Genomic DNA, 25916 nt, shown 5'->3' with positions numbered 1-25916 from the left:
GGGGGGTTGCGCCCCCTCGTCCTCCTGGGCTAGCCCCCGCTCGGGGGGGGGGCGGGGGGCCGGGGGGGGGGGGGGGCCCCCCGCGGGGGGGGGGGCCCCCCCCCCCCCCCCCCCCCCCCGCGGCCGTGCCCGTGACGCCGTCGCCGTGACACCGTCCCCGTTACGCCGTCTCCTCGGCCGGAGCCGGGCGCAGCAGCTCCGCCAGGCGGGTCGTGCGCGGCTGCGGCACCGCCTCCGCGACGGCGCGCGGCAGCGCCGCGTCCACCCCGTGCACCACCGACAGATGCCGCTCGCCGCGCCCGAACGCCGTGTACACCCACGGCCTGGTCAGCGCCTGCGCCGCGTCGCCCGGCAGCACCACGACCACCGCAGGCCAGCGCATCCCGGCCGCCTGGTGCGCGGTCAGCGCCCACGCGTGCCGTACGGACGCCTCCACCCGCTCCTTCGGCACGACCACGGGCTCCCCGGCGCAGTCCAGGTGCAGCCCGTCCGCGTCCGCGCCCTGCACGACGCCCGGCACCGTGCGGCCCGGGAGGGGGACGTACGCGATCCGGTCGCCCGCGTCGAAGCCGCCGAAGCGGCCGGGACCGGGGTTGAGACGCTGCTTGAGCGCCGCGTTCAGCGCCCGCGTTCCGGCCGAGCCGCCGTGGCCCGGGGTGATGACCTGGGTGTGCCCGGCCTCGATCCCGAAGGCGCGCGGCACCGAGTCCGCGACGAGCTGCACCGTGCGGTGCACGGCCTCGCCCGCGTCGCGCACCGGCACGATCACGATCTCCTTGCCGGGGGCCGCCACCTGGTTCAGCTCACCGATGCCGATGCCGGAGACCAGCTCGCCGATCGGGCCCGGGTCGGGCGTGCGGGAGGCCACCTGCGGGCAGGCGCGGGCGCTCAGCACGTCCGCGAAGACCTGCCCGGCACCGGCCGACGGCAGTACGTTCGGGTCGCCGCTGAGGACCAGACGGGCCCCGTCGGGCAGTGCCTCGACGAGCACCGCGCCGGTCTCCACGTCGAGCTGGGGCGCGTCGAACACCACCAGCAGGTCCAGGTCGAGCGCCCCGTCGGCGTCCCGGCCCGGCCCCTCCGCGCCGGACAGCAGACCGGCGAGGGTGACCGCCCAGGCGGTGTCCGCGCCCCCGTCCGCCTCGCGGGCGTGCAGCGCGGCGGCCACCCGGTCGCGGCCGTCGCGGCTGTGCGTGGCGGCGTAGGCCCGCAGACCCAGCCGGTGGGCGGCGCTCAGCAGGGCGGCGGCCTCGGCGCGGGACGCCTCGCCGCCGGTGTGGGCGACCAGGCCGTGGCCGGCCACCGCGCGCACCAGGTCACCGGCGGAGCCCGGCACCTGCTCCCACTCCCCGGCGTCCTCCACGGGGGAGTTCACCAGACGGGCCAGGCCGTCGGCGAGGCTCTCCTCGGCCATCGCGTACCGGTCGAGGCCGAGCAGGGCCGGGGCGGGCTCCGCCGGCTCCTCCGCCGGTTCGGGGGAGTCCTCGTCGTGCTCCGCCTCCAGTTCCTCCGCGGTCCCGTCCTGGAGGGCGAGCGCGACGCCCTCGGCGAGCGCGTGCGCCACCGCCTCCTCGGGGTCCGGCACCGAGAACCCGGCGAGGGCCTTGCACACCTGCTCCGCCGTGACCGCCGTGTGCCCCTTGAGCGCGGCCCGCTCCAGCAGCCAGCCCACCAGCGCGGCGGCCCGGCGCCCGTCGGCGGGACCGCACTCCGCGCCGAGCAGCGCCCGGGCGAACCCGTCGGCCTGCTCGGGCGTCGTCCCGGGCACCGACAGCAACTGCCAGGGATCGGCGCGCAGCACCTGCGCGGCCTGCTCGCCGAGCGCCCGGGCGACCTCGCCCGCGAGCGCCTCGGGGGCACCGCCCGCGGTCAGGACCTCCGTCACGTCCGCGACCGTCTCCGGCGCGGCGGCGGCCTGCGACGGCACGGCCGAGGGGGCGGCCGGGGCGGGGGCGGCGACCGGAGCGGAAACGGCACGCGGCGGCGCGGGCGCGGGCGTGGGCTCCGGCACGAACGCGGTGGCCGGCCTGGCGCCGCTCTCCACCGCCTTGACGGCGGCCATCAGGTCGGCCGCCGTGCCGCTGAGCTTGGCCCCGGCGGAGATGGCGGCCTTCTCCGCCTTGCGCTGCTCGATCTTCGCCCGGAGCTCGCGCTGCGCGGCCAGTTCGGCCTCGGCCTCGGAGAGCTGCGGCGCGGCCGGGGCGTCCCCGGTGTCGGCCTGCGCGTCGTTCGTGGTGTCGGCCTGCGCGTCGCTCGCGGCGTCTGCCCGTGCGTCGGCCGACGCGTCGTCCGCGGCGTCCTCCGTCTCGGGACGGTCGTCCGCCGTGTCCGTCTGCTCCACCGGCCCGGTGTCCTCGTGCTCCTCGTGCTCCTCGGCCCGTGCGGCCGGTGTCGTGGCGGCTGTGTCGTCGTCCGGTGTCCCGGCCGCCGGGTCGGCGGCGGGGTCGGCCGGGGGGACGGGGGTCTCCCCCCGGGGGTGCGCGGTCACAGCGTGCTCCAGTCCTGGTCGGGATAGCGGTGCACGGGCGCGGACACGTCGTCCAGCGCTCGGCAGATCTCGTCAGGAAGACTAAGCGCCTCCACTGACAACGCCGCCGCGAGCTGCTGCGCGTTGCGCGGCCCGATGATCGGCGCGACCACCCCGGGCCGGTCCCTGACCCAGGCCAGCGCCACCTGGAGCGAGGTCGTGGCCAGCCCGTCGGCGGCGATGGCGACGGCGTCGACGATCCGGTCCGCCGCGTCGTCGAGGTAGGGGGCGACGAACCCCGAGAGGTGGTCGCAGGCCCCGCGCGAGCCGGGCGGCAGCCCGTGCCGGTACTTGCCGGTCAGCACGCCCCGGCCGAGCGGCGAGGAGGGCAGCAGCCCGATCCCGAGGTCCATCGCGGCGGGCAGCACCTCGCGCTCCACGCCCCGCTGGAGCAGGGAGTACTCCATCTGCGTGCTGGCCAGCCGGGTCCGTGTCCCGGGAGCCGCCAACTGCCAGGTGCCCGCCTTCGCCAACTGCCAGCCGCAGAAGTTGGACACCCCCGCGTAGCGCGCGCGGCCGCTGGAAACCGCGAGGTCCAGGGCCTGGAGCGTCTCGTCGAGCGGGGTGCCGGGGTCGAAGGCGTGGACCTGCCAGATGTCCACGTGGTCGGTTCCCAGCCGCTCCAGCGAGGCGTCCAGGGCGGCCAGCAGGTGCCCGCGCGAGCAGTCGAAACGGCGGTCCGGGTCGAGCACGCTGCCCGCCTTGGTCGCGATCACCAGGTCCCGGCGCGGAACCAGACGTTCCAGGAGCCGCCCGACCACGTACTCGGCGTCGCCGTCCCCGTACACGTCGGCGGTGTCGACGAGCGTGCCGCCCGCGTCCCAGAAGGCCTTCAACAGACCGGCGGCGTCGTGCTCGTCGGTGTCCCGGCCCCAGGTGAGGGTGCCCAGCCCGATTCTCGATACGCGCAGGCCCGTGCGGCCGAGGTGCCTCTGCTCCATGGCCGCGAGATTACTGGTCCCCCCGCCCGCTCGAAGGAGGCCTGTGGACAACCCGCCGACGGCGTGGCGCGAGTCCCTGGGGACGACTCGCCGAACGATGCGCCGCGAGGCCCGGCGGACGACCCGCACTGACGTATCGCCCGCCGGCGCGCTAGAGTCCGCCCCACCACAACGTTACCGGCGAGTAAGGGAGCGACGCATGCAGCTCGGGATCAACCTCGGCTACTGGGGAGCGGGCATGGACGGCGACAACCTCGCCGTCGCCAAGGAGGCCGACCGCCTCGGCTACGCGGTCTGCTGGGCCGCCGAGGCCTACGGCTCGGACGCCCCCACCGTGCTCTCCTGGGTCGCCGCCCGGACCGAGCGCATCGACATCGGCTCCGCGATCATGCAGATCCCGGCCCGCCAGCCCGCCATGACCGCGATGACCGCCGCCACCCTCGACTCGCTCTCCGGCGGCCGCTTCCGGCTCGGTCTCGGCGTGTCGGGGCCGCAGGTCTCCGAGGGCTGGTACGGCGTGAAGTTCGACAAGCCGCTCGCCCGCACCCGCGAGTACGTCGAGATCGTCCGCCGGGCCATGTCCCGCGAGCGCCTGACGTACGAGGGACAGCACTGGACCCTGCCGCTGCCCGACGGTCCCGGCAAGCCCATCAAGCTGACCGTGCACCCCGAGCGCGAGACCATCCCGCTCTACATCGCCGCCATCGGCCCCAAGAACCTGGAGCAGACCGGCGAGATCGCCGACGGCGCCCTGCTGATCTTCCCCTCCGCCGAGCACCTCGAGGAGACCGCGATCGCCCCGCTGCGCGCGGGCCGCGAGAAGGCCGGGAAGACGATGGACGGCTTCGACGTCTGCCCCACCCTGCCGCTCGCCGTCGGCGACGACGTGAACGCGCTGGCCGACATGTTCCGCCCGTACACCGCGCTCTACGTCGGCGGCATGGGCAGCCGCAAGCAGAACTTCTACAACAGCCTCGCCCGGCGCATGGGATACGAGAAGGAGGCCGCCGAGATCCAGGACAAGTACCTGGGCGGCGACAAGGACGGCGCGGCCGCCGCCGTGCCGCACCGGCTCATCGACCAGACCACCCTGCTCGGCCCGGTCGAGCGGATCGCCGAGCGGATGCAGGCGTACGCCGCCGCCGGAGTCACCACGCTGACGCTGGCGCCCGCCGGGTTCACGCTGGAGGAGCGGATCACCGCACTGCGGGCGGGCACCGAGGCGCTGGAGCGCGCCGGACTGGCCTAGTCCGTGAGGAACTGAACGGGCCTGGTGCACAAGGGAGTTGAGAAGTCCGCGGCCGTGGTGGGGGCTCGGGGGTCTTCCCCGCCACGGCCGTCACGGAGCACAACGCGCCGACGGCCGCTCGGTTACGCCCCGCGGGGGGATTCGGCGGGATCGCCCGCCCCCGCACACGGGCGACGCGGGGGAGCGCCCGCCGCTCCCGCCGCCCCACGGCCCTCACAGCCAGCCGCGCCGCTTGAACAGCCGGTACAGACCCAGCTCGGCAACCACCATCACGATCAGCACCGCGTAGTAGCCCCACGCCCACTTCAGCTCCGGCATGTGCTCGAAGTTCATGCCGTAGACGCCCGCCACCATCGTCGGCACGGCCGCCATCGCCGCCCACGCCGAGATCTTGCGCATGTCGTCGTTCTGCCGCACCCCCATCTGCGCCAGATGCGCCGACAGGATGTCCGACAGCAACCGGTCCAGGCCCTCCACCTGCTCGTTCACCCGGGTCAGGTGGTCGCTGACATCGCGGAAGAAGGGTTGCGCGTGCTCGTGCACGAACGGCAGCCCGGGGCTGGTGAGCCGCAGCATCGGCTGCGCCAGCGGCCCCGTCGCCCGCCGGAACTCCAGCACCTGCCGCTTGAAGGTGTAGATGCGCCCCGCCGTGCCCTTCGCCTGGCCGCTCTGCGGCTGGAAGACCTCCGCCTCCAGCTCCTCCAGGTCCGTCTGGAGCTCCGCCGCGACCAGCAGGTAGTGGTCCACGACCACGTCGCTGATCGCGTACAGCACCGACGTCGGACCGTGCGCCAGCAGCTCCGGATTGGCCTCCAGGCGCTTGCGCACGTCCTTCAACGGGGTGCTCGCCCCGTGCCGCACGGTCACCACGAAGGAGTCACCGACGAAGACCATCAGCTCGTCCGTGCTCACCGCGTCGCTCTCCGGCTCGTAGAGCACCGGCTTGAGCACGGCGAACAGGGAGTCCTCGTACACCTCCAGCTTCGGCCGCTGGTGCGCCGACAGGGAGTCCTCCACGGCCAGCGGATGCAGCCCGAACTCGGAGGTGACCATGTCGAACTCCTTCTCCGTCGGCTCGTGCAGCCCGATCCACAGGAACCGGTCCTGGGAGGAGCGCGCCTCCTCGAGCGCCTCGGAGAAGTCGGTGGGGCCCTCGGTCCTGCGGCCCTCGCGGTAAATGGCGCAATCGACGATCACGGCGTGCATTCTCCTTGCATACGGGGTCCCACGCACCCGGAAGCGGTCGTCGGCCTAGGCTGAGGGGCATGGCCACGCTGATCCTCGTACGGCACGGACGTTCCACCGCCAACACCGCCGGGCTCCTCGCCGGGCGCACCCCCGGGGTCGCCCTCGACGAACGCGGCGCCGAACAGGCCGCGGCGCTGCCCGGACGGCTCGCCGCCCTGCCGCTGGCGGCGGCCGTCACCAGCCCGCTGCAACGCTGCGACGAGACCCTGCGCCCGCTCCTCGCCGCCCGCCCCGAGCTGCCCCTGCACACCGAGGAGCGCATCAACGAGTGCGACTACGGCGACTGGTCGGGGCGCAAGCTCGGCGAACTCACCGACCACCCCCTCATGGACGTGGTGCAGCGGCACGCGTCGGCCGCCGCGTTCCCCGGCGGCGAGTCGATGCGCGCCATGCAGGCCCGCGCCGTGGACGCCGTACGCGACTGGAACGCGCGCATCGAGGCCGAGCACGGCCCCGACGCCCTGTACGTGATGTGCTCGCACGGCGACATCATCAAGTCCCTCGTCGCGGACGCGCTCGGCCTGCATCTCGACCTCTTCCAGCGCATTCACGTCGATCCGTGTTCCCTGACGGTGATCCGTTACACGAGGCTGCGGCCCTTCCTCGTACGCCTGGGCGACACCGGCGACCTCTCAGGACTCGCACCGGCCCCGGGCGACGCGGGCGCCCGCAGCGGAGACGACGCAGCCGTGGGGGGCGGAGCGGGAGCACCGTGATCTCCGCGCGCAGTAGGGTGGTCGCGCCGTAAACCATTTACGCCGCTGCACCCCCAGCCCCTCGAACCGATGGAGATCAGGACGTGTCCCGTCAGGTGTTCCTCTACGACCCGCCGGAGCGTTTCGTGGCCGGTACGGTCGGGCTGCCTGGCCGCCGTACCTTCTTCCTCCAGGCCTCGGCGGCCGGCCGTGTCACCAGCGTCTCCCTGGAGAAGGCCCAGGTCGAGGCGCTGGCCGAACGCATCGACGAGCTCCTGGACGAGGTCGTGCGCCGCACCGGCGGCAACGCCCCCGTCCCCGCCGTCGCCCCCGCCGACGTGCACGACACCGCCCCCCTGGACGCCCCCGTCGAGGAGGAGTTCCGGGTCGGCACCATGGCGCTCGCCTGGGACGGCGACGACCAGCGCATGATCGTCGAGGCGCAGGCCCTCGTCGAGCTCGACGTCGACACCGACGAGGACCTCGCCGAGGCCGAGGAGCGCATGCTCCAGGACGAGGAGAACGGGCCGCCCATGCTGCGCGTGCGCCTCAGCGGCGCCCAGGCCCGCGCCTTCGCCAAGCGCGCCCTGGACGTCGTGAACGCGGGCCGCCCGCCGTGCCCGCTGTGCAGCCTGCCGCTCGACCCGGAGGGACACGTATGCCCGCGCCAGAACGGATACCGGCGGGCCCTGTGACGGACCCCGTGACGCTGCTGGCCAAGGGCGGCCTCAGGGTGCTCGGCCAGGTCCGCGAGGCCTCCAACGCGGTCCTGTACTGCGAGATCGCCTCCGAGGGCGAGACGGCCACCTGCGTCTACAAGCCGGTCGCCGGCGAGCAGCCCCTGTGGGACTTCCCCGACGGCAACCTGGCCCGCCGGGAGGTCGCCGCGTACGAGATCTCCGAGGCGACCGGGTGGGGCCTGATCCCGCCGACCGTGCTGCGCGACGGCCCGTACGGCGAGGGCATGTGCCAGCTGTGGATCGAGGGCGACCCGGAGGCGGGCGGCGCGCTGCTGGCCCTCGTCGAGGACGAGGAGGCGGCGGACGGCTGGAAACCGGTGGTCCTGGCCGAGGTCGAGGAGGGCCGCACGGCCCTGCTCGTGCACGCCGACGACGCCCGCCTGCGCCGCCTCGCGGTCCTGGACGCGGTGATCAACAACGGCGACCGCAAGGGCGGCCACCTGCTGCCCTCGGGCGACGGCCGCCTCTACGGCATCGACCACGGCGTCTCCTTCCACGTCGAGGACAAGCTGCGCACGCTCCTGTGGGGCTGGGCGGGCGAACCCCTGACGCCGGAAGCCCTGGACGTACTGGAGGAACTGTCCGCGCGGCTCGCCGACGGCACCCCGCTGGCCACCCGGATGGCCGAACTGATCACACCGGCGGAACTCGCCGCACTGCGGGAACGGGTCGCCGCCCTGCGCACGTCCGGCGTGCACCCCGCCCCGAGCGGCCAGTGGCCCGCGATCCCGTGGCCGCCGGTGTGAGCGCCTGCCGCACGGGCGCGGGAGGGCACAAGACGGCGTAATCGGTCAAGATCCCGATCCGGCTCGTAACCGGAACATGCGTCCGGTTACGCTCGTGACATGCATGCCTGGCCCGCTTCTGAGGTCCCCGCCCTGCCCGGCAAGGGCCGCGACCTCCAGATCCACGACACCGCGACCAACGGGTTGATCACCCTCGACCCCGGTCCCGTCGCCCGTATCTACGTGTGCGGCATCACGCCGTACGACGCGACCCACCTCGGGCACGCGGCGACCTACAACGCGTTCGACCTCGTACAGCGCGTGTGGCTCGACACCAAGAGGCAGGTCCACTACGTCCAGAACGTGACGGACGTCGACGACCCCCTGCTGGAGCGCGCGATCCGCGACGGCGTCGACTGGACCGGTCTCGCCGAGCGCGAGACCGCCCTCTTCCGCGAGGACATGACGGCCCTGCGCATGCTGCCGCCGCAGCAGTACGTGGGCGCGGTCGAGGCGATCCCGGGCATCGTGCCGCTCGTGGAACGCCTCCGGGACGCGGGCGCCGCCTACGAACTCGAGGGCGACGTCTACTTCTCCGTCGCCGCCGACCCGCACTTCGGCGAGGTCTCCGGGCTCGACGCCGAGGCCATGCGGCTGCTGTCCGCCGAACGCGGCGGCGACCCGGACCGCCCGGGCAAGAAGAACCCGCTGGACCCGATGCTGTGGATGGCCGCCCGCGACGGCGAGCCGAGCTGGGACGGGGCCTCGCTCGGCCGCGGCCGCCCCGGCTGGCACATCGAGTGCGTCGCCATCGCCCTGGAACACCTGGGCATGGGCTTCGACGTGCAGGGCGGCGGCTCCGACCTCGCCTTCCCGCACCACGAGATGGGCGCCTCGCACGCGCAGGCCCTGACGGGCGAGCACCCCTTCGCCAAGGCGTACGTCCACGCGGGCATGGTCGGCCTGGACGGCGAGAAGATGTCCAAGTCGCGCGGCAACCTGGTCTTCGTCTCCACCCTCCGCCGCGAGGGCGTCGATCCGGCCGCCATCCGGCTGGCCCTGCTCTCCCGCCACTACCGCTCCGACTGGGAGTGGACCGACCAGGTGCTCGCCGACGCGGTGGCCCGCCTCGGCCGCTGGCGCGCGGCGGTCTCGCGCCCGGACGGCCCGTCGGCGGACGCGCTGGTGGAGGAGATGCGGGAGGCCCTCGCGCACGACCTCGACGCCCCGGCGGCCCTCGCGGCGGTGGACCGCTGGGCCGACCTCCAGACCTCCGCCGGCGGCACGGAGGAGGGCGCTCCGGGCGTCGTCTCCCGTGCGGTGGACGCGCTGCTGGGCGTCGCGCTGTAGTTCCCGTCGGTTACGTACGCGGGTCGGGGCCCCTGTGGGCCCCGGCCCGCGTTCTCGTGGCCCGGGGGCGCGGCCGGCCACCGGCGCGTTCCGGCCGGAGCCCGCGTGCGGCGGGGGGGAGATATGAGGGGATGGTCGCGTTCTCCTGTTCCCAGGAACACGTGTCGGAAGCGGGCCCGGGCACGAGGAAGCGGACTTCGGGCGCGAGCAAGCGCGTCCGGTGACGAGAAGCCGTGTCCGGACGCGGGTGAGGGGCGGCATCCAGGATGCCGCCCCTCACCCGTCCCGCCGCCCTACGGCTTCACTCTCCGCCGCCGGAGTCCCCGGGCCCCGGCCCCGCCGAGGAACCGTCCGCGCCGCCGTCGTCACCGCCCCCGCCGTCCGGACCGCTCTCGTCCGTGCCCGTGCGGGGCTTCTTCGGCGGCCTGCTGCGGCCGCCGGAGGCGTCGCGCAGGTACGCCGCACCGCCGGTCGCCGTCTCACCGCCCTCCGTCGCGTGGGCGGCGCCGCCCGGTCCGGCCCCGGGGTCGCGCCGGCGCAGATACCGCTCGAACTCGCGGGCGATGGCCTCGCCGGAGGCCTCCGGCAGGTCCGCGGTGTCCCGCGCCTCCTCCAGCGACTGCACGTACTCCGCCACCTCGCTGTCCTCGGCCGCGAGCTGGTCCACGCCCAGTTGCCAGGCCCGCGCGTCCTCGGCCAGCTCGCCGAGCGGGACGCGCAGCCCGATCAGGTCCTCCAGGCGGTTCAGCAGGGCCAGCGTCGCCTTCGGGTTCGGCGGCTGCGACACGTAGTGCGGCACCGCCGCCCACAGGCTCACCGCCGGAACCCCGGCGTGCGTGCACGCCTCCTGGAGGATGCCGACGATGCCCGTGGGACCTTCGTAGCGGGTCTCCTCCAGGTCCATCGTCCGCGCCAGGTCCGGGTCGGAGGTCACCCCGCTGACCGGCACCGGGCGGGTGTGCGGGGTGTCGCCGAGCAGCGCGCCCAGGACCACTACCATCTCCACGCCCAGTTCGTGCGCGAAGCCCAGGATCTCGTTGCAGAACGAGCGCCAGCGCATGGACGGCTCGATGCCCCGCACCAGCACCAGGTCGCGCGGTTTGTCGCCGCCGGTGCGCACCACGGAGAGCCGGGTCGTCGGCCAGGTGATCTTGCGTACGCCGTTCTCCAGAAAGACGGTCGGCCGGTTGACCTGGAAGTCGTAGTAGTCCTCGGCGTCGAGCGCCGCGAACACCTCGCCCTTCCACTCCCGGTCGAGATGGGCGACCGCTGCCGAGGCGGCGTCACCTGCGTCGTTCCAGCCTTCGAACGCGGCCACCATGACCGGGTCGACCAGCTCGGGAACTCCGTCGAGCTCGATCACCCAGCGCCTCCTTCATCCGTCTTCCTACGCTTCATGCGGCGTTTCCCCCGTCCGAATCCCCCCACCTTACGCATGCGGGAAGCGTGCCCTCCGGGCACCGAATCAATCGAAATCGGCCAGATTGGAGACGTCCGATCTTCCTCGCCGGAAGCAGACACTCCGCTTCTGTCGCGCGCCGCACCGGAGGTCCGCGCGGTCCGTGCGGCACCCGGGCCGGGCCCCTACAGCGTCGACCTGAGCCACTGCTCCACGCTCGCGATGTGCACCGTCGCCCACGACCGCGCCGCCTCCGCGTCCCGGGCCCGCAGCGCCCCCAGGATCGCCCGGTGCTCGTGCAGGGTGCGGCTGATCGCGTCCTCCTGGGTCAGCCCGCGCCACACCCGCGCCCGGGTGGTCGGCCCGGACAGCCCGTCCAGCAGCGAGCACAGCACCGAGTTCCCCGCACCCCGTACGATCGCGCGGTGGAACTCCAGGTCGGCGGCGACCAGTTCCTCCACCGACGGCGCGTCCCCCAGCGCGTCGAGCTGCTCCTCCAGGGCGTCCAGCGCCGCGTCGTCGAGCAGCCCGCACGCCATCGCCGTCGCGGCCGGCTCCAGGATTCTGCGCACGGCCAGGAACTCCAGCACCGTGTCGTCGCGGTGGAAGTCCACGACGAAGCTCACCGCCTCCAGCAGGAGCTGCGGATCGAGGCTGGTCACGTACGTGCCGTCGCCCTGGCGGACGTCCAGGATCCGGATCAGGGACAGCGCCCGGACCGCCTCGCGCAGGGAGTTGCGCGACAGGCCCAGCTCGGCGGCGAGCACGCTCTCCTTGGGCAGCCGGTCGCCGGGACGCAGCGCACCCGAAACGATCATGCCCTTGATACGCTCGATGGCCTCGTCGGTGACGGCCATGGCCCGACCTCCTGCTCCGGCCCGGCCCACCGCCAGACATCCGACCTATGCTCGCACGCCGGACGCGGCCCCGGAGGCGGTATCACCGCGGGCCCGAGACACGACGGCGGGCGGACCCCCGAAGGAGCCCGCCCGCGCCGCCCGCCCGTGCGGCGGTGCCTAGGCCTCCCGGCGCAGCACCCGCTCGACCTTCTCCCGTACGTCGTCCGTGGCCAGGCCCCGGATCGTCAGGGTGGTCCGGCGGCGCAGCACGTCGTCCGCGGTCTCCGCCCACTCGTGGTCGCGCGCGTACACCACCTGCGCCCAGATCTCCGGGGCGTCCGGGTGGATCCGCTCGGCCAGCGCGGGGTCGTCGGCGGCCAGGCGCGCGATGTCGAAGGACAGCGAACCGTAGTGCGTGGCCAGGTGCCGGGCGGTCTCCGGGGCCATCCGCGGGCCGGGCGTCCCACCGTCCACCAGCAGTCGGTGCGCGACCGCGTTCGGGTTCGCGATGCCCGGCAGCGGCAGCTTCTTCGGCAGCTCGGAGATCGGCTCCATGTCCTCGCCCAGCGGGTGGCCGGGCAGCGAGGCCAGCTTGTTCATCACGGTGCGGCCGATGTGGCGGAAGGTCGTCCACTTGCCGCCGGCCACCGACAGCATCCCGCCGCGGCCCTCGGTCACGACGGTCTCGCGCTTGGCCTTCGAGGTGTCGCCGGGCCCGCCGGGCAGCACGCGCAGACCCGCGAAGGAGTACGTGATCAGGTCCCGCGACAACTGCTGGTCGCGGATGGAGAACGCGGCCTCGTCCAGGATCTGGGTGACGTCGCGCTCGTTGACGGCCACGTCCGCCGGGTCGCCCTCGTACTCCTCGTCGGTGGTGCCCAGCAGGAGCTGGTCCTCCCACGGCAGCGCGAAGGTGATCCGGTACTTGTCGATGGGGGTGGCCAGCGCCGCGTTCCACGGGGAGGTGCGCTTGAGCACCAGGTGCGCGCCCTTGGACAGGCGGATCGAGGGCGCGGAGTTGGGGTCCTCCAGCTTGCGCAGGTGGTCCACCCACGGGCCCGTGGCGTTCAGCACCAGCCGGGCGTCGACGCCGAACTCGGTGCCGTCCATGCGGTCCCTGAGCTCCGCGCCCGTCACCCGGCCGTGCGTGAAGCGCAGCCCCGTGACCTCGGCGTGGTTGAGGACGGTGGCTCCCGACGCGACGGCGGCGCGCACCGTCATGAGGGCCATCCGGGAGTCGTTCATCTGGTCGTCGCCGTAGACCGCGACGGCCTTCAGGTTGTCCGTGCGCAGCTCCGGCACGTCCTTGGCGGCGCGCGCCGGCGATATCACGTGCCCGACGCCGTCACCGAAGGCGGACAGCGCCGAGTACGCGAAGACGCCCGCGCCCAGCTTGGCCGCGCCGTGCGGGCCGCCCTTGTACACGGGGAGGTAGAAGGTCAGCGGGTTCGACAGGTGCGGGGCCACGTCGCGCGAGACCGCACGCCGCTCGAAGTGGTTCTCCGCGACCAGCTTCACCGCACCGGTCTGGAGGTACCGCAGCCCGCCGTGCAGGAGCTTGGAGGAGGCGGAGGAGGTGGCCCCGGCGAAGTCACCGGCGTCCACCAGCGCCACCCGCAGCCCGGACTGCGCGGCGTGCCAGGCGGTGGAGATGCCCAGGATGCCGCCGCCGATCACCAGGAGGTCGTACGTCGCCTTGGAGAGCCGCTCCCGGGTCTCGGCACGGCTCGCGGTGGAGCCGTCGTCCGGTCGCGCCCCGTGGGTCGGGCCGCTGTGCAGGGTGGTCATGTCGCTCGCTCCTCTTCGCAGACACTGCTTCAGATCTCGTTGCGCGGACCGCGGCGGATCCCTGTCGATCCGCCGCGCACCCGCCCGACCTGCGCAGTCGTGTCAGTTCTCGTCTTCTTCGAGCCAGCCCATGGTCCGCTCGACGGCCTTGAGCCAGCTCTTGTACTCGCGGTCCCGGGTGTCCGCGTCCATCCGCGGCGTCCACTCGGCGGCCCGGCGCCAGTTGGCGCGCAGCTCGTCGGTGGAGGACCAGAAGCCGACCGCGAGACCGGCCGCGTACGCCGCGCCCAGACACGTGGTTTCGGCGACCATCGGACGGACGACCGGGGCGTCCAGGAAGTCCGACAGGGTCTGCATCAGCAGGTTGTTGGAGGTCATGCCGCCGTCGACCTTCAGCGCCGTCAGCTCGACACCGGAGTCCTTGGTCATGGCGTCGGTGATCTCACGGGTCTGCCAGGCGGTCGCCTCCAGCACGGCGCGCGCGATGTGCGCCCGGGTGACGTACCGGGTCAGACCCGCGATCACGCCGCGGGCGTCGGAGCGCCAGTACGGGGCGAACAGACCGGAGAACGCGGGCACGAAGTACGCGCCGCCGTTGTCCTCCACGCTGGAGGCCAGCGTCTCGATCTCCGCGGCGGTCTTGATCATGCCCATCTGGTCGCGCATCCACTGCACCAGCGAACCGGTGACCGCGATGGAACCCTCCAGCGCGTAGACCGGCTTCTGCTCGCCGATCTGGTACCCGACGGTCGTCAGCAGCCCGTTGTAGGAGTTGACGGGCTCCTCGCCGGTGTTCATCAGCATGAACGTGCCGGTGCCGTACGTGGACTTGGCCTCGCCCTCGGAGAAGCAGGTCTGGCCGAACAGGGCCGCCTGCTGGTCGCCGAGCGCGGAGGCGACCGGCACGCCCTGGAGGACGCCGGACGCGGCGTGGCCGTACACCTCGGCGGAGGACTTGATCTCCGGGAGGACGGCGGCCGGGATGTCCATGGAGTGCAGGATCTTCTCGTCCCACGCCATCTTGTGCAGGTTCATCAGCAGGGTGCGCGAGGCGTTGGTGACGTCGGTGACGTGCACGCCGCCGTTCACGCCGCCGGTGAGGTTCCAGATGACCCAGGAGTCCATGGTGCCGAAGAGGATGTCGCCGGCCTCGGCCTTCTCGCGCAGGCCCTCGACGTTGTCCAGCAGCCAGCGGATCTTCGGGCCCGCGAAGTAGGACGCCAGCGGCAGGCCGGTCTCGCGGCGGAAGCGGTCCTGGCCGACGTTGCGGCCGAGCTCCTTGCACAGGGCGTCGGTGCGGGTGTCCTGCCAGACGATGGCGTTGTGGACGGGCTGACCGGTGTTCTTGTCCCAGAGCAGCGTGGTCTCGCGCTGGTTGGTGATGCCGATCGCCTTGACGTCGGCGGCGGAGATGCCCGCCTTGACGACGGCCCCGGCGACGACCTCCTGGACGTTCTCCCAGATCTCGGCGGCGTCGTGCTCCACCCAGCCCGGCTTCGGGAAGATCTGCTCGTGCTCCTTCTGGTCGACCGCGACGATGCGGCCGTCCTTGTCGAAGACGATGCAGCGGCTGGACGTGGTGCCCTGGTCGATCGCGGCGATGAAGGGCCCTGCGGTGTGTGCGTCGGTCACGGTGTGCTCCTCGAAGTCTTGTGTCGTACGGCTCGTCGGCTCGGCGGGTCGGGCGCGGGGTCAGACGAAGGCGAGCTGGTGGATACCGCCCGCGATCGCCCCGCCGAGCAGCGGGCCGACCACCGGGACCCAGGCGTACCCCCAGTCGGAGCCGCCCTTGTTCGGCAGCGGGAGCAGCGCGTGCACGATGCGCGGCCCCAGGTCGCGGACCGGGTTGATGGCGTACCCGGTGGGACCGCCCAGCGAGAGGCCGATGCCGACGACCACGAACGCGGTGATCATCGCGCCCAGCACGCCCGGACCCTTGGGGTCGTCGGGGGACACGCCCGGGATCATCGACTGGGTGAGGATCGCCAGGACCAGCACGACCGTCGCTATGACCTCGGTCAGGAGGTTCTGCGCGGCGTGCCGGATCTCGGGACCGGTGGAGAAGACACCGAGCACCGGGCCGGCCTTCGGGGCGGTCTTCTGGTCGACCATGCCGTCCTCGGTGGGCTGCGCCGCGAGGATCTCCGGGTCGGTGAGGTGGGCGCGGAACTGGCCCGCGTACGTCGCCCAGACCAGCAGGGCGCCGATCATCGCACCGAGCAGCTGACCGGCGAAGTAGACGGGCAGGTCGCTCCAGGGGGTGGCGCCCTTGACCGCGAGGCCGACCGTGACGGCCGGGTTCAGGTGCGCACCCGAGAGACCGGCGGAGATGTACGCGGCGGTCAGCACCGCGAAGCCCCACCCGAAGGTGATGGCGAGCCAGCCGGCGTTGAACGCCTTCGAGCGCTTGAGCGTGACGGCCGCACAGACGCCGCCGCCCAGCAGGATGAGCACGGCGGTACCGATGGTCTCGCCGGTGAAGATGTCGAGGCTGGACACCCGCGACTCCTTTGTCCTTCGTCCAGGTTTCAAGGTCCTCGATGAGGGCCCCGTCGGTGCCTGGCTTGTCCCCACCCTAACTCTTATGCCGTTAGGTGTTCGACAATGCCGACCGATGAACGGCAGTTTTCACCCCCGTTACCGGCCCGTCAAGGGTTCTGTGAGGACCGTCCCAGACGGGGCCCCTCCGGGGGAAGGATCGGGGCCGTCCGGCGGTACGGACCAGGGCCGCCCGGCGGGACGCGTGGGGGCCTATGGGCGGTGCGGGTCGGGACTGCCCCGTGGGGCGGGTGGGGGCCTCCGGGCGGTGCGGGTCGGGGCTGCCCCGTGGGACGCGTGGGGGCCCCGGGGTGGCACGGGCCGGAGCTGCCTCATGGGGCGGGTGGGGGGCTTGCGGGCGGTGCGGGCCGGGGGCGCCCCGTGGGGCAGGTGGGGGCCTGTCGGCGGGGCGCGTCCGGGTGCCTTCCGTGCCGCCCCGCCCGCCGCGGGCCGGCTTCCCCCGCCGCCCGCCCCGCCCGCCGCACGCCGGCGGCTCTCCGCGCCACCCGGCCGCCCTCCGCTCAGAAGCGCCCGGCGCCCAGGTCCCGCGACACCGCACGCGCGCAGTCCCGTACCGCCGCCACCAGCTCGGGCTTCAACTCGCCCCCGGGGCAGACCCGTTCGACCGCGCCCGTGATGCCGACCGCGCCCACCGGCATCCGCCGCCGGTCGTGGATGGGCGCCGCGATCGACGCCACGCCCTCCCAGGTCTCCTCCACGTCACCGGCCCAGCCGCGCGCCCGCGTGAGGTCGAGCACCGCCTCGAAGTCCTCCGCCGAGGTCAGGGTGTGCGCGGTGAACGCCTCCCGGTCGTTGTCCGCGGCCTCGGTGTGCGCCACCGGGTCGTACGCGGACAGCACCTTGCCCAACGCCGTGCTGTGCAGCGGCTGCATCGCCCCCACCTCCAGCACCTGACGGCTGTCGTCGGGCCGGAAGACGTGGTGCACGATCAGCACGCCCTGCTGGTGCAGCACCCCCAGGTACACGCTCTCGCCGCTGGAGCGGGCCAGGTCGTCCGTCCACACCAGGGCCCGGGCCCGCAGCTCGTGCACGTCCAGATAGCTGTTGCCGAGCCGCAGCAGCTCCGCCCCGAGCTGGTAGCGGCCCGAGGCCGCGTCCTGCTCCACGAAGCCCTCGTGCTGCAAGGTGCGCAGGATGCCGTGCGCGGTGCCCTTGGCGAGCCCCAGCGCGGCCGCCACCTCCGTCAGGCCCAGCCGTCGCTCACCGCCCGCCAGAAGGCGCAGCATCGCTGCCGCCCGTTCCAGCGACTGGATATTGCGAGCCATCGCCCGATCACCTCCACTGGGATTCGGCGGTCCCACAGTTGATACGTGCCGACGTTCGTCAATGCCGAACAGTATCGGCCGTTACCGACCCCTGTCACCGGGACGCCGGTCCCGCCACCGCCGGCGGACGGCCCCCGCCGCCGGAGCCGCCGGACCCCGCCGCCAGGAGTCGTCGTACCCCGTCGCCCGGAAGCCGGTGCGCCCCCCACGCACCCGCGGACCCACTCATACCCGCACCCGCGGCCCGCCCCCGGACGCGCCCCGGCTCCCCGGGCCCGTCCGCCGACCGGGACAGCCGCGCATTTTCCCGGCCGTCCCGGCTACCCTGACCCGGTGCGCCCGCCGCCGGGCAGGCGCAAAGCCGACAGCCGTCGCAACCCTGGGAGCTCAACCATGGCCTCGTTGCCGAACCCGACGCTTGACGCCCGCAGCCGCGCAGAAGCCCTCCGCGAGGCACTCGCCACGCGGGTGGTGGTCGCCGACGGAGCGATGGGCACCATGCTCCAGGCACAGGACCCCACCCTTGAGGACTTCCAGGACCTCGAAGGCTGCAACGAGATCCTCAACCTGACGCGCCCGGACATCGTCCGCAACGTGCACAAGGAGTACTTCGCCGTCGGCGTCGACTGCGTCGAGACCAACACCTTCGGCGCCAACCACTCCGCCGCCAACGAGTACGAGATCGCCGACCGCATCGTCGAACTCTCCGAGTCCGGCGCCCGCATCGCCCGCGAGGTCGCCGACGAGTTCACCGCCGCCGACGGCCGCCAGCGCTGGGTGCTCGGCTCCATCGGCCCCGGCACCAAGCTGCCCTCCCTCGGCCACACCACGTACGACGTCCTGCGCGACGGCTACCAGCAGAACGCCGAGGGCCTCCTCGCCGGCGGCGCCGACGCCCTCATCGTCGAGACCACCCAGGACCTCCTCCAGACCAAGTCGAGCCTCGTCGGCGCCCGCCGCGCCATGGACGCCCTCGGCTTCCAGGTCCCCCTCATCTGCTCGCTCGCCTTCGAGACCACCGGCGTCATGCTGCTCGGCTCCGAGATCGGCGCCGCGCTCACCGCCCTGGAACCCCTCGGCATCGACCTCATCGGCCTCAACTGCTCGACGGGGCCCGAGGAGATGAGCGAGCACCTGCGCTACCTGGCCCGCCACTCGCGCACCCCGCTGATGTGCATGCCGAACGCGGGCCTGCCCGTACTCACCAAGAACGGCGCCCACTTCCCGCTCGGCCCCGAGGGCCTCGCCGACGCCCAGGAAGCCTTCGTCAACGACTACGGCCTCTCCCTCATCGGCGGCTGCTGCGGCACCACCCCCGAGCACCTGCGCCAGGTCGTCGACCGAGCCCGCGGCCTGACCCCCGCCGTCCGCGACCCGCGCCCGGAGCCCGGCGCCGCCTCGCTCTACCAGACGATGCCCTTCCGCCAGGACACCTCGTACCTCGCCATCGGCGAGCGGACGAACGCCAACGGATCGAAGAAGTTCCGCGAGGCCATGCTGGACGGGCGCTGGGACGACTGCGTGGAGATGGCCCGCGACCAGATCCGCGAGGGCGCCCACATGCTCGACCTCTGCGTCGACTACGTGGGCCGCGACGGCGTCGCCGACATGAAGGAACTCGCCGGCCGCTTCGCCACCGCCTCCACCCTCCCCATCGTCCTGGACTCCACCGAACTGCCCGTGCTGCGCGCCGGACTGGAGAAGCTGGGCGGACGCGCCGTCATCAACTCCGTCAACTACGAGGACGGCGACGGTCCCGAGTCCCGCTTCCAGCAGGTCACCAAGCTGGCCGTCGAGCACGGCGCCGCCCTCATCGCCCTCACCATCGACGAAGAGGGCCAGGCCCGCACCGTCGAGCACAAGGTCGCCATCGCCGAGCGCCTCATCACCGACCTCACCACCAACTGGGGCGTGCGCGAGTCGGACATCCTCATCGACGTCCTCACCTTCACCATCTGCACCGGCCAGGAGGAGTCCCGCGGCGACGGCATCGCCACCATCGGCGCCATCCGCGAACTCAAGGCACGCCACCCCGACGTGCAGACCACGCTGGGCCTGTCCAACATCTCCTTCGGCCTCAACCCCGCCGCCCGCGTCGTCCTCAACTCCGTCTTCCTCGACGAGTGCGTCAAGGCGGGCCTGGACTCCGCGATCGTGCACGCCTCCAAGATCCTGCCCATCGCCCGGCTGGAGGAGGAGCAGGTCAAGGCCGCCCTCGACCTCGTCTACGACCGCCGCGCCGAGGGCTACGACCCCCTCCAGAAGCTCATGGAGCTGTTCGAGGGCGTCAACATGAAGTCCATGAAGGCCGGCCGCGCCGAGGAGCTCATGGCGCTGCCGCTCGACGAGCGCCTCCAGCGCCGCATCATCGACGGCGAGAAGAACGGCCTGGAGGCCGACCTCGACGAAGCCCTCCAGGACACCCCCGCCCTGGACATCGTCAACAACACCCTGCTCGAAGGCATGAAGGTGGTCGGCGAACTCTTCGGCTCCGGCCAGATGCAGCTGCCGTTCGTCCTCCAGTCCGCCGAGGTCATGAAGACCGCGGTCGCGTACCTGGAACCCCACATGGAGAAGTCCGACGACGAGGGCAAGGGCACCATCGTGCTCGCCACCGTCCGCGGCGACGTCCACGACATCGGCAAGAACCTCGTCGACATCATCCTCTCCAACAACGGCTACACCGTCGTCAACCTCGGCATCAAGCAGCCCGTCTCCGCGATCCTGGAGGCCGCCGAGGAGCACAAGGCCGACGTCATCGGCATGTCCGGCCTGCTGGTCAAGTCCACGGTGATCATGAAGGAGAACCTGGAGGAGCTCAACCAGCGCAAGATGGCCGCCGACTTCCCGGTCATCCTGGGCGGCGCCGCCCTCACCCGCGCCTACGTCGAGCATGACCTCCACGAGATCTACGAGGGCGAGGTCCGCTACGCCCGCGACGCCTTCGAGGGCCTGCGCCTCATGGACGCCCTCATCGGCGTCAAGCGCGGCGTCCCCGGCGCCGTCCTCCCCGAACTCAAGCAGCGCCGCGTGCCCAAGCGCGACACCCCCCTCCCGGAGGCGGAGGAGCAGCCCGAGGGCCCGGTCCGCTCGGAGACCGCCACCGACAACGCGATCCCCGAGCCGCCCTTCTGGGGCACCCGCGTCATCAAGGGCATCCCGCTCAAGGAGTACGCCTCCTGGCTCGACGAGGGCGCCCTCTTCAAGGGCCAGTGGGGCCTGAAGGAAGCCCGCAAGGGCGGTCCCTCGTACGAGGAGCTCGTGGAGAGCGAGGGCCGCCCGCACCTGCGCGGCTGGCTCGACAAGCTCCACACCGAGGGCCTCCTGGAAGCCGCCGTCGTCTACGGGTACTTCCCCTGCGTCTCCAAGGGCGACGACCTCGTCCTCCTCAACGAGGACGGCAGCGAGCGCACCCGCTTCTCCTTCCCCCGCCAGCGCCGCGGCCGCCGCCTGTGCCTCGCGGACTTCTTCCGCCCCGAGGAGAGCGGTGAGGTGGACGTCGTCGGCCTCCAGGTCGTCACCGTCGGCTCCCGCATCGGCGAGGAGACCGCCAAGCTCTTCGAGGCCAATGCCTACCGCGACTACCTGGAACTGCACGGCCTGTCCGTCCAGCTGGCCGAGGCCCTGGCCGAGTACTGGCACGCCCGGGTCCGCTCCGAGCTCGGCTTCGCCGGCGAGGACCCCTCGGACGTCCAGGACATGTTCGCCCTGAAGTACCGCGGCGCCCGCTTCTCACTCGGCTACGGGGCCTGCCCCGACCTGGAGGACCGCGCCAAGATCGCCGAGCTCCTGCAGCCCGAGCGCATCGGCGTCCACCTCTCCGAGGAGTTCCAGCTCCACCCCGAGCAGTCCACCGACGCCATCGTCATCCACCACCCCGAGGCGAAGTACTTCAACGCACGGTAAGCCGGGACACCCGAACAGGGAAACGCACGTTCACCGGGCCGGACGTACACTGGTCGGCCCAGTGCAGGCCGGTCGCCCCTCCCACTCGGAGGGCGGCCGGCCTTCTCGTCCCTCCAGGAGGTGTGCCCGAATGACCAGCACGGTCCCCGCGCCGACGACCACCACGGCCGAAGACTCCGCACTCCAGGCGGTCTTCCTGGACATGGACGGCACCCTCGTCGACACCGAGGACCTCTGGTGGGACGCCGAGAAGGCGGTCTTCGCCGGCCTCGGGCACCAGCTCGACGAGTCCTGGCGGAGCGTCGTCGTCGGCGGCCCCATGACCCGCAGCGCCGGCTTCCTCATCGAGTCCACCGGTGCCGACATCACCCTCCCCGAACTCACCGTCGCCCTCAACGACAGCTTCGAGGCCCGCATCGGGCGCGGCGTGGCGCTCATGCCGGGCGCGGCCGCCCTGCTGGCCGAGCTGCGGGCGTACGACATCCCCACGGCCCTCGTCTCGGCTTCCCACCGGCGCATCATCGACCGCGTCCTGGAGTCGGTGGGCGCCGACGCGTTCGCCCTGACCGTCGCGGGCGACGAGATCGCCCGCACCAAGCCGCACCCCGACCCCTACCTGCACGCCGCCGCCCGGCTCGGCGCCGACCCCGCCCGGTGCGCCGTCGTCGAGGACACCGCGACCGGAGTGGCCTCCGCCGAGGCGGCCGGCTGCCGGGTCGTCGCCGTCCCCTCCATCGCGCCGATCGCCCCCGCCGACGGCCGGGTCGTCGTCGGCTCGCTGGAAGAAGTGAATCTTGCATTTCTCCGCACACTGTTCCCGGCAAGCCACTGAACCGGCCATCCGGAGCGTCCCGCCGGAAATGCGGAAACACAGCGGAACGGCACGTGCGGCATGAGTGAGATCAGGGATGAGGAATTCACTCCTCCGTAAATGTATTCATGAGGTGAGGTTGGTCACCAGACGACCCGCCGACAGGGGTCCCGGCACGGGAGAATCCCCATCGGTGGGCCGTTTCGCGTTCCCTTGTGTCCGGATTCATTGATCCATGTACGAAAAATTCACCGCTTCCGCGCCCACCGGCACCCCTTGCCCCCGCACCGCACAGCGGTCGGCCCCGGGCCCGCACCGCACTAATCTCGACGCGAGAACTTCGCCGCAGATCATCGCGGTTCGGCAACCGGCCCGGGCCGCCCGCCCCAACAAGCGGAAATAGGCGAAGTGTTCGTACAAAGCCGCATGACGGTGCCGGTCGAGGGAGAACTTCCAGGATGAACCGCAAGACTCTGGTGCTGCCGGCAATAGCCGTACTGGTCACCCCCGTACTGGCCGCATGCGGCGGTCCGGACTCTGCCGAGAACGCGGGCAAGCCCATCGTCGTGGGCACCACGGACAGCTTCGTCGCCACCAAGACCGCCCCGGCCCCCTTCGACCCGGCCCACGCCTACGACGTCGGCGCCTGGAACGTCCTGCGCCAGACCCACCAGACCCTCATGCGCGTCCCGCGCGGCGGCGGCGAACCCGTCACCGAGGCCGCCGAGTCCTGCGGCTTCACCGACACCAAGAACACCAGCTACCGCTGCAAGCTCCGCAGCGGGCTCACCTTCTCCGACGGCCAGGCGCTCAACGCCGCCGACGTGAAGTTCTCCGTCGAACGCTCCCTGAAGATCCAGGACAAGAACGGCCCGGTCTCCCTCCTCACCAACATCGACCTGGTCGAGGCCAAGGGCGAGAACGAGGTGGTCTTCCACCTCAAGACCCCCGACGCCACCTTCCCCTACAAGCTGGCCACCCCCGCCGCCGCCATCGTCGACGACAAGACGTACGCCCGCGACAAGGTCCGCGCCGGCTTCGAGGTCAGCGGCTCCGGACCGTACACCGTGCGCATCGACCACAGCGGCGACACCTTCACCAAGGCCGTCTTCACCAAGAACCCCCGCTACCAGGGCGGCGTCAAGCTCAACAACGAGAAGGTCGAGATCCGCTCCTACAAGGACTCCGAGTCCATGGAGAAGGCCCTCAAGAGCGGCGAGATCGACATGATGTCGCGCACCATCACGCCCCAGCAGATCAAGGACCTCGCCGACAAGCAGGACGGGGACATCAAGCTCGTCGAACTCCCCGGCCTGGAGATCCGCTACCTCGGCTTCAACACCGAGGACCCGGCCGTCAAGAACAAGGCCGTACGCCAGGCCATGGCCACCGTCCTCGACCGCACCGCCCTCGCCCGGAGCGTCTACGGCGAGACCGCCGAGCCGCTCTACTCGATCATTCCCACGACCATCGCCGGCCACAAGAACTCCTTCTTCAACAAGTACCCGGCAGGCGACGTGAAGAAGGCCGCCGAGACGCTGCGCGCCGCACGTGTCAACGGCCCCGTCAAGCTCACGCTGACGTACACCACCGACCACTACGGCTCCGCGACCAAGAAGGAGTTCGAGGTCCTCCAGAAGCAGCTCAACGACTCCAAGCTCTTCGCCGTGGACATCAAGGGCGTGCCCTGGAGCACCTTCAGCGAGGACCAGAAGGCCAACAAGTACGCCGTCTACGGCATGGGCTGGTTCCCCGACTTCACGGACGCCGACAACTACGTCGCCCCCTTCCTCGACAAGGCGAACTTCCTCAACAGCCCCTACGCCAACGACGAGATCCGCTCCACCCTCATCCCGCAGTCCCGCCGCGAGCAGGACCGCGGAGCTGCCACCCAGGCCTTCGAGCAGATCCAGGACATCGTCGCCCGGGACGTCCCGCTGCTCCCGCTCTGGCAGGGCAAGCAGTACATCGCCGCCCGCAGCGACATCACCGGCACCGAATGGGCCGTCAACTTCGCCGCCGACCTCCAGCTCTGGGAACTCGGCCGCGGCGTCGCCTGACCCCGGCCCTTCCCCCTCGCCCTCTCCCCGTACGACCACCCCCCCCCCACGAAAGTCTGAGACACGCGGTGCAGATACGTAACTGGCCGACGGCCCTCCTCACAGCGGGACTGTCGGCCGGCCTCCTGACCGGTTGCGGCTCCACCAGCGGCACCGACGGCGGCTCCACCAGCGGCACCGGACAGCCCGTCACCATGGGCATGTCCGACGAGATCAAGGCCACCGACCCGGCCTCCGGCTACGACCCCGGCTCCTGGCTGCTCTTCAACAACGTCTTCCAGTCCCTGATGGCCTTCCCCAAGGGCGGCTCCGAACCCCAGCCCGAAGCCGCCCAGAACTGCGCCTTCGACAAGGGCAACACCGTCTACCGCTGCACCCTGCGCGAAGGACTCGCCTTCAGCAACGGCAACCCGCTCACCTCCAAGGACGTCAAGCACTCCTTCGAGCGCACCCTGAAGATCAACGACCCCGCCGGTCCGGCCGTCATGCTCTCCAGCATCAAGAGCATCGACACCCCCGACGCCACCAAGGTCGTCTTCTACCTCAAGGTCCCCGACGCCACCTTCCCCAGCAAGATCGCCTCCGGCGCGGGCTCCATCGTCGACCACCGCACCTACCCGGCCGACAAGCTCCGCACCGACGGCAAGGCCGACGGCTCCGGCCCCTACCGGCTCGACACCTTCGACAAGAGCAAGGCCGTCTTCGCCGTCAACGACCGCTACCGCGGCGCCGCGAAGATCAACAACACCGGCATGACCGTCAAGCTCTTCCACGACGACCGGGCCGCCCTCGCACAGTCGCTCAAGAAGGGCGAGATCGACTTCGCCTACCGGGGCCTCACCGCCAAGAACATCTCCACCGCCGAGGCCGAGGCCCTCGGCGGCGACCAGCGCCTGGACCCCGTCGAAGGCAGCAGCGCCGAGGTCCACCACCTCGTCTTCAACGTCAAGGACCCCGTCGCCGGCAAGCCCGGCGTCCGCCGCGCCATCGCCCACCTCATCGACCGCGAAGCCCTCGTCCGCGACGTCTACCGGTCGACGGCCACCCCGCTGTACTCGATCGTCCCCGCGGGCGTCACCGGCCACAACACCGCCTTCTTCAACCGGTACGGCGGCCGCCCGCAGCCCGCCAAGGCCCGCCAGGCCCTGCGCGACGAAGGCATCACCACCAAGGTCAAGCTCACCCTCTGGGCCACCCCCAGCCGCTACGGCCCCGCGACGGTCGAGGAGTTCAAGACCCTCGCCAAGCAGCTCAACCGCAGCGGCCTCTTCGACGCGAACGTCAAGACGGTCGAACAGGGCCAGTACGAGAAGGACATCGCCGCCGGGAAGTACGGCGTCTACGTCAAGGGCTGGGTCCCCGACTACCCCGACCCCGAGAACTTCACCCAGCCGTTCTTCGGCAAGGGCAACGTCGTCTCCAACAACTACGAGAACACCGAGATCACCGACAAGCTGCTCCCCGGCACCGCGGCCGCCGCCGACCGCGGCTCCACCGCCGAGGCGTTCGACCGCCTCCAGAACATCGTCGCCGAGGACGTCCCGCTGCTCCCGCTCTGGCAGGGCAAGCAGTACGCCGTCGCCCGCTCCAACATCTCCGGCCTGGAGTGGACCCTCGACACCTCGACGGTCTTCCGCTTCTGGGAGATCAGCAAGAGCTGATGCCTTCCGGGACACGGGAGCGGGGGCGGGGGGGACCCCCCCCCCCCCCCCCCCCCCCCCCCCCCCCCCCACCCCCCCGGCCCCCGGGGCCGCCCCGGGCGGTCCCACATCGCGCCCCGCCCCCCCCCGGCCCGCCCGGACCCCCCCACCGCC

The 25916-nt window shown here is 72.1% G+C and carries 18 protein-coding genes; 9 read left to right on the top strand and 9 right to left on the bottom strand.

The features are described from left to right. Positions 1–160: 160 nt before the first annotated feature. Both ACIP93_RS20930 and ACIP93_RS20925 read right to left on the bottom strand, forming a co-directional pair. Entirely contained in the window at positions 161–2488 is a 2328-nt protein-coding gene (locus tag ACIP93_RS20930) for a helix-hairpin-helix domain-containing protein (protein ID WP_401760882.1), read from the bottom strand. Next, positions 2485–3468 (bottom strand): aldo/keto reductase, encoded by a 984-nt coding sequence (locus tag ACIP93_RS20925; RefSeq protein ID WP_345224599.1) that lies wholly within the window; start codon positions 3466–3468, stop codon positions 2485–2487. Before ACIP93_RS20925 ends, ACIP93_RS20930 begins: the two co-directional genes overlap by 4 nt. Before the next feature lie 199 nt (positions 3469–3667). On the opposite strand from ACIP93_RS20925, the gene ACIP93_RS20920 reads away from it, so the two are divergent. Beyond that, positions 3668–4717 (top strand): LLM class F420-dependent oxidoreductase, encoded by a 1050-nt coding sequence (locus ACIP93_RS20920; protein WP_345224602.1) that lies wholly within the window; start codon positions 3668–3670, stop codon positions 4715–4717. Positions 4718–4930: 213 nt separating this feature from the next. Here ACIP93_RS20920 and corA read toward each other — a convergent pair whose 3' ends face one another. After that, positions 4931–5923 (bottom strand): magnesium/cobalt transporter CorA, encoded by a 993-nt coding sequence (gene corA / locus ACIP93_RS20915; protein WP_401760880.1) that lies wholly within the window; start codon positions 5921–5923, stop codon positions 4931–4933. A gap of 59 nt (positions 5924–5982) precedes the next feature. Here corA and ACIP93_RS20910 point away from each other — a divergent pair, with 59 nt between their 5' ends. The 4 genes from ACIP93_RS20910 to mshC all read left to right on the top strand — a co-directional run bounded on the left by ACIP93_RS20910 (position 5983) and on the right by mshC (position 9475). Further along, complete coding sequence (locus ACIP93_RS20910) at positions 5983–6681, top strand: histidine phosphatase family protein (protein WP_345224606.1); 699 nt, start codon at positions 5983–5985, stop codon at positions 6679–6681. A gap of 83 nt (positions 6682–6764) precedes the next feature. Then, entirely contained in the window at positions 6765–7355 is a 591-nt protein-coding gene (locus ACIP93_RS20905; protein ID WP_401760878.1) for a DUF3090 domain-containing protein, read from the top strand. After that, the gene (locus ACIP93_RS20900; protein WP_401760877.1) at positions 7319–8146 is read left to right on the top strand and encodes an SCO1664 family protein; all 828 of its coding nucleotides are present in this window, start codon (positions 7319–7321) and stop codon (positions 8144–8146) included. Before ACIP93_RS20905 ends, ACIP93_RS20900 begins: the two co-directional genes overlap by 37 nt. 99 nt (positions 8147–8245) lie before the next feature. Beyond that, positions 8246–9475 (top strand): cysteine--1-D-myo-inosityl 2-amino-2-deoxy-alpha-D-glucopyranoside ligase, encoded by a 1230-nt coding sequence (gene mshC, locus ACIP93_RS20895; protein ID WP_345224613.1) that lies wholly within the window; start codon positions 8246–8248, stop codon positions 9473–9475. A 301-nt stretch (positions 9476–9776) separates the two neighbouring features. Here the strand turns inward: mshC and ACIP93_RS20890 are convergent, their stop codons facing one another. From ACIP93_RS20890 to ACIP93_RS20865, 6 genes are all read right to left on the bottom strand, one after another. Then, entirely contained in the window at positions 9777–10838 is a 1062-nt protein-coding gene (locus tag ACIP93_RS20890; protein WP_401760875.1) for a PAC2 family protein, read from the bottom strand. A 221-nt stretch (positions 10839–11059) separates the two neighbouring features. Further along, positions 11060–11731 (bottom strand): FadR/GntR family transcriptional regulator, encoded by a 672-nt coding sequence (locus ACIP93_RS20885; protein ID WP_345224617.1) that lies wholly within the window; start codon positions 11729–11731, stop codon positions 11060–11062. A 159-nt stretch (positions 11732–11890) separates the two neighbouring features. Then, the gene (locus tag ACIP93_RS20880) at positions 11891–13501 is read right to left on the bottom strand and encodes a glycerol-3-phosphate dehydrogenase/oxidase (protein WP_345224619.1); all 1611 of its coding nucleotides are present in this window, start codon (positions 13499–13501) and stop codon (positions 11891–11893) included. Positions 13502–13603: 102 nt separating this feature from the next. Continuing rightward, positions 13604–15133: a glycerol kinase GlpK gene (glpK, locus tag ACIP93_RS20875; protein WP_345224622.1), complete on the bottom strand. Its 1530-nt coding sequence runs from the start codon at positions 15131–15133 to the stop codon at positions 13604–13606. Between the two features lie 60 nt (positions 15134–15193). Next, positions 15194–16000 carry an MIP/aquaporin family protein gene (locus ACIP93_RS20870; RefSeq protein ID WP_345224624.1) on the bottom strand — a complete coding sequence of 269 codons (807 nt, stop codon included), beginning with the start codon at positions 15998–16000 and terminating at the stop codon, positions 15194–15196. Positions 16001–16560: 560 nt separating this feature from the next. After that, entirely contained in the window at positions 16561–17325 is a 765-nt protein-coding gene (locus ACIP93_RS20865) for an IclR family transcriptional regulator (RefSeq protein WP_345224627.1), read from the bottom strand. 393 nt (positions 17326–17718) lie between these two features. On the opposite strand from ACIP93_RS20865, the gene metH reads away from it, so the two are divergent. From metH to ACIP93_RS20845, 4 genes are all read left to right on the top strand, one after another. Further along, the gene (gene metH, locus ACIP93_RS20860) at positions 17719–21231 is read left to right on the top strand and encodes a methionine synthase (RefSeq protein WP_401760872.1); all 3513 of its coding nucleotides are present in this window, start codon (positions 17719–17721) and stop codon (positions 21229–21231) included. Positions 21232–21361: 130 nt separating this feature from the next. Continuing rightward, on the top strand, positions 21362–22063 hold the full coding sequence (locus tag ACIP93_RS20855; protein ID WP_401760871.1) for an HAD family hydrolase: 702 nt from the start codon (positions 21362–21364) through the stop codon (positions 22061–22063). A gap of 437 nt (positions 22064–22500) precedes the next feature. Then, positions 22501–24102 carry an ABC transporter substrate-binding protein gene (locus tag ACIP93_RS20850; RefSeq protein WP_401760870.1) on the top strand — a complete coding sequence of 534 codons (1602 nt, stop codon included), beginning with the start codon at positions 22501–22503 and terminating at the stop codon, positions 24100–24102. A 68-nt stretch (positions 24103–24170) separates the two neighbouring features. After that, the gene (locus ACIP93_RS20845; RefSeq protein ID WP_401760868.1) at positions 24171–25763 is read left to right on the top strand and encodes an ABC transporter substrate-binding protein; all 1593 of its coding nucleotides are present in this window, start codon (positions 24171–24173) and stop codon (positions 25761–25763) included. Positions 25764–25916: the final 153 nt, after the last annotated feature.

The sequence above is a fragment of the Streptomyces sp. NPDC088745 genome, assembly GCF_044751045.1.
Lineage (GTDB): Bacteria > Actinomycetota > Actinomycetes > Streptomycetales > Streptomycetaceae > Streptomyces > Streptomyces cremeus.
Note: the sequence above shows the minus strand (reverse complement) of the source record. Positions and strands in the feature narration are given on the sequence as shown.

What these genes read in the sequence shown, in the direction of transcription:
- ACIP93_RS20925 (WP_345224599.1), bottom strand. Translation starts at nt 3,468, where the DNA reads ATGGAGCAGAGGCACCTCGGCCGCACGGGCCTGCGCGTATCGAGAATC.
- ACIP93_RS20920 (WP_345224602.1), top strand. Translation starts at nt 3,668, where the DNA reads ATGCAGCTCGGGATCAACCTCGGCTACTGGGGAGCGGGCATGGACGGC.
- corA (WP_401760880.1), bottom strand. Translation starts at nt 5,923, where the DNA reads ATGCACGCCGTGATCGTCGATTGCGCCATTTACCGCGAGGGCCGCAGG.
- ACIP93_RS20910 (WP_345224606.1), top strand. Translation starts at nt 5,983, where the DNA reads ATGGCCACGCTGATCCTCGTACGGCACGGACGTTCCACCGCCAACACC.
- ACIP93_RS20900 (WP_401760877.1), top strand. Translation starts at nt 7,319, where the DNA reads ATGCCCGCGCCAGAACGGATACCGGCGGGCCCTGTGACGGACCCCGTG.
- mshC (WP_345224613.1), top strand. Translation starts at nt 8,246, where the DNA reads ATGCATGCCTGGCCCGCTTCTGAGGTCCCCGCCCTGCCCGGCAAGGGC.
- ACIP93_RS20885 (WP_345224617.1), bottom strand. Translation starts at nt 11,731, where the DNA reads ATGGCCGTCACCGACGAGGCCATCGAGCGTATCAAGGGCATGATCGTT.
- ACIP93_RS20880 (WP_345224619.1), bottom strand. Translation starts at nt 13,501, where the DNA reads ATGACCACCCTGCACAGCGGCCCGACCCACGGGGCGCGACCGGACGAC.
- ACIP93_RS20865 (WP_345224627.1), bottom strand. Translation starts at nt 17,325, where the DNA reads ATGGCTCGCAATATCCAGTCGCTGGAACGGGCGGCAGCGATGCTGCGC.
- metH (WP_401760872.1), top strand. Translation starts at nt 17,719, where the DNA reads ATGGCCTCGTTGCCGAACCCGACGCTTGACGCCCGCAGCCGCGCAGAA.
- ACIP93_RS20855 (WP_401760871.1), top strand. Translation starts at nt 21,362, where the DNA reads ATGACCAGCACGGTCCCCGCGCCGACGACCACCACGGCCGAAGACTCC.
- ACIP93_RS20850 (WP_401760870.1), top strand. Translation starts at nt 22,501, where the DNA reads ATGAACCGCAAGACTCTGGTGCTGCCGGCAATAGCCGTACTGGTCACC.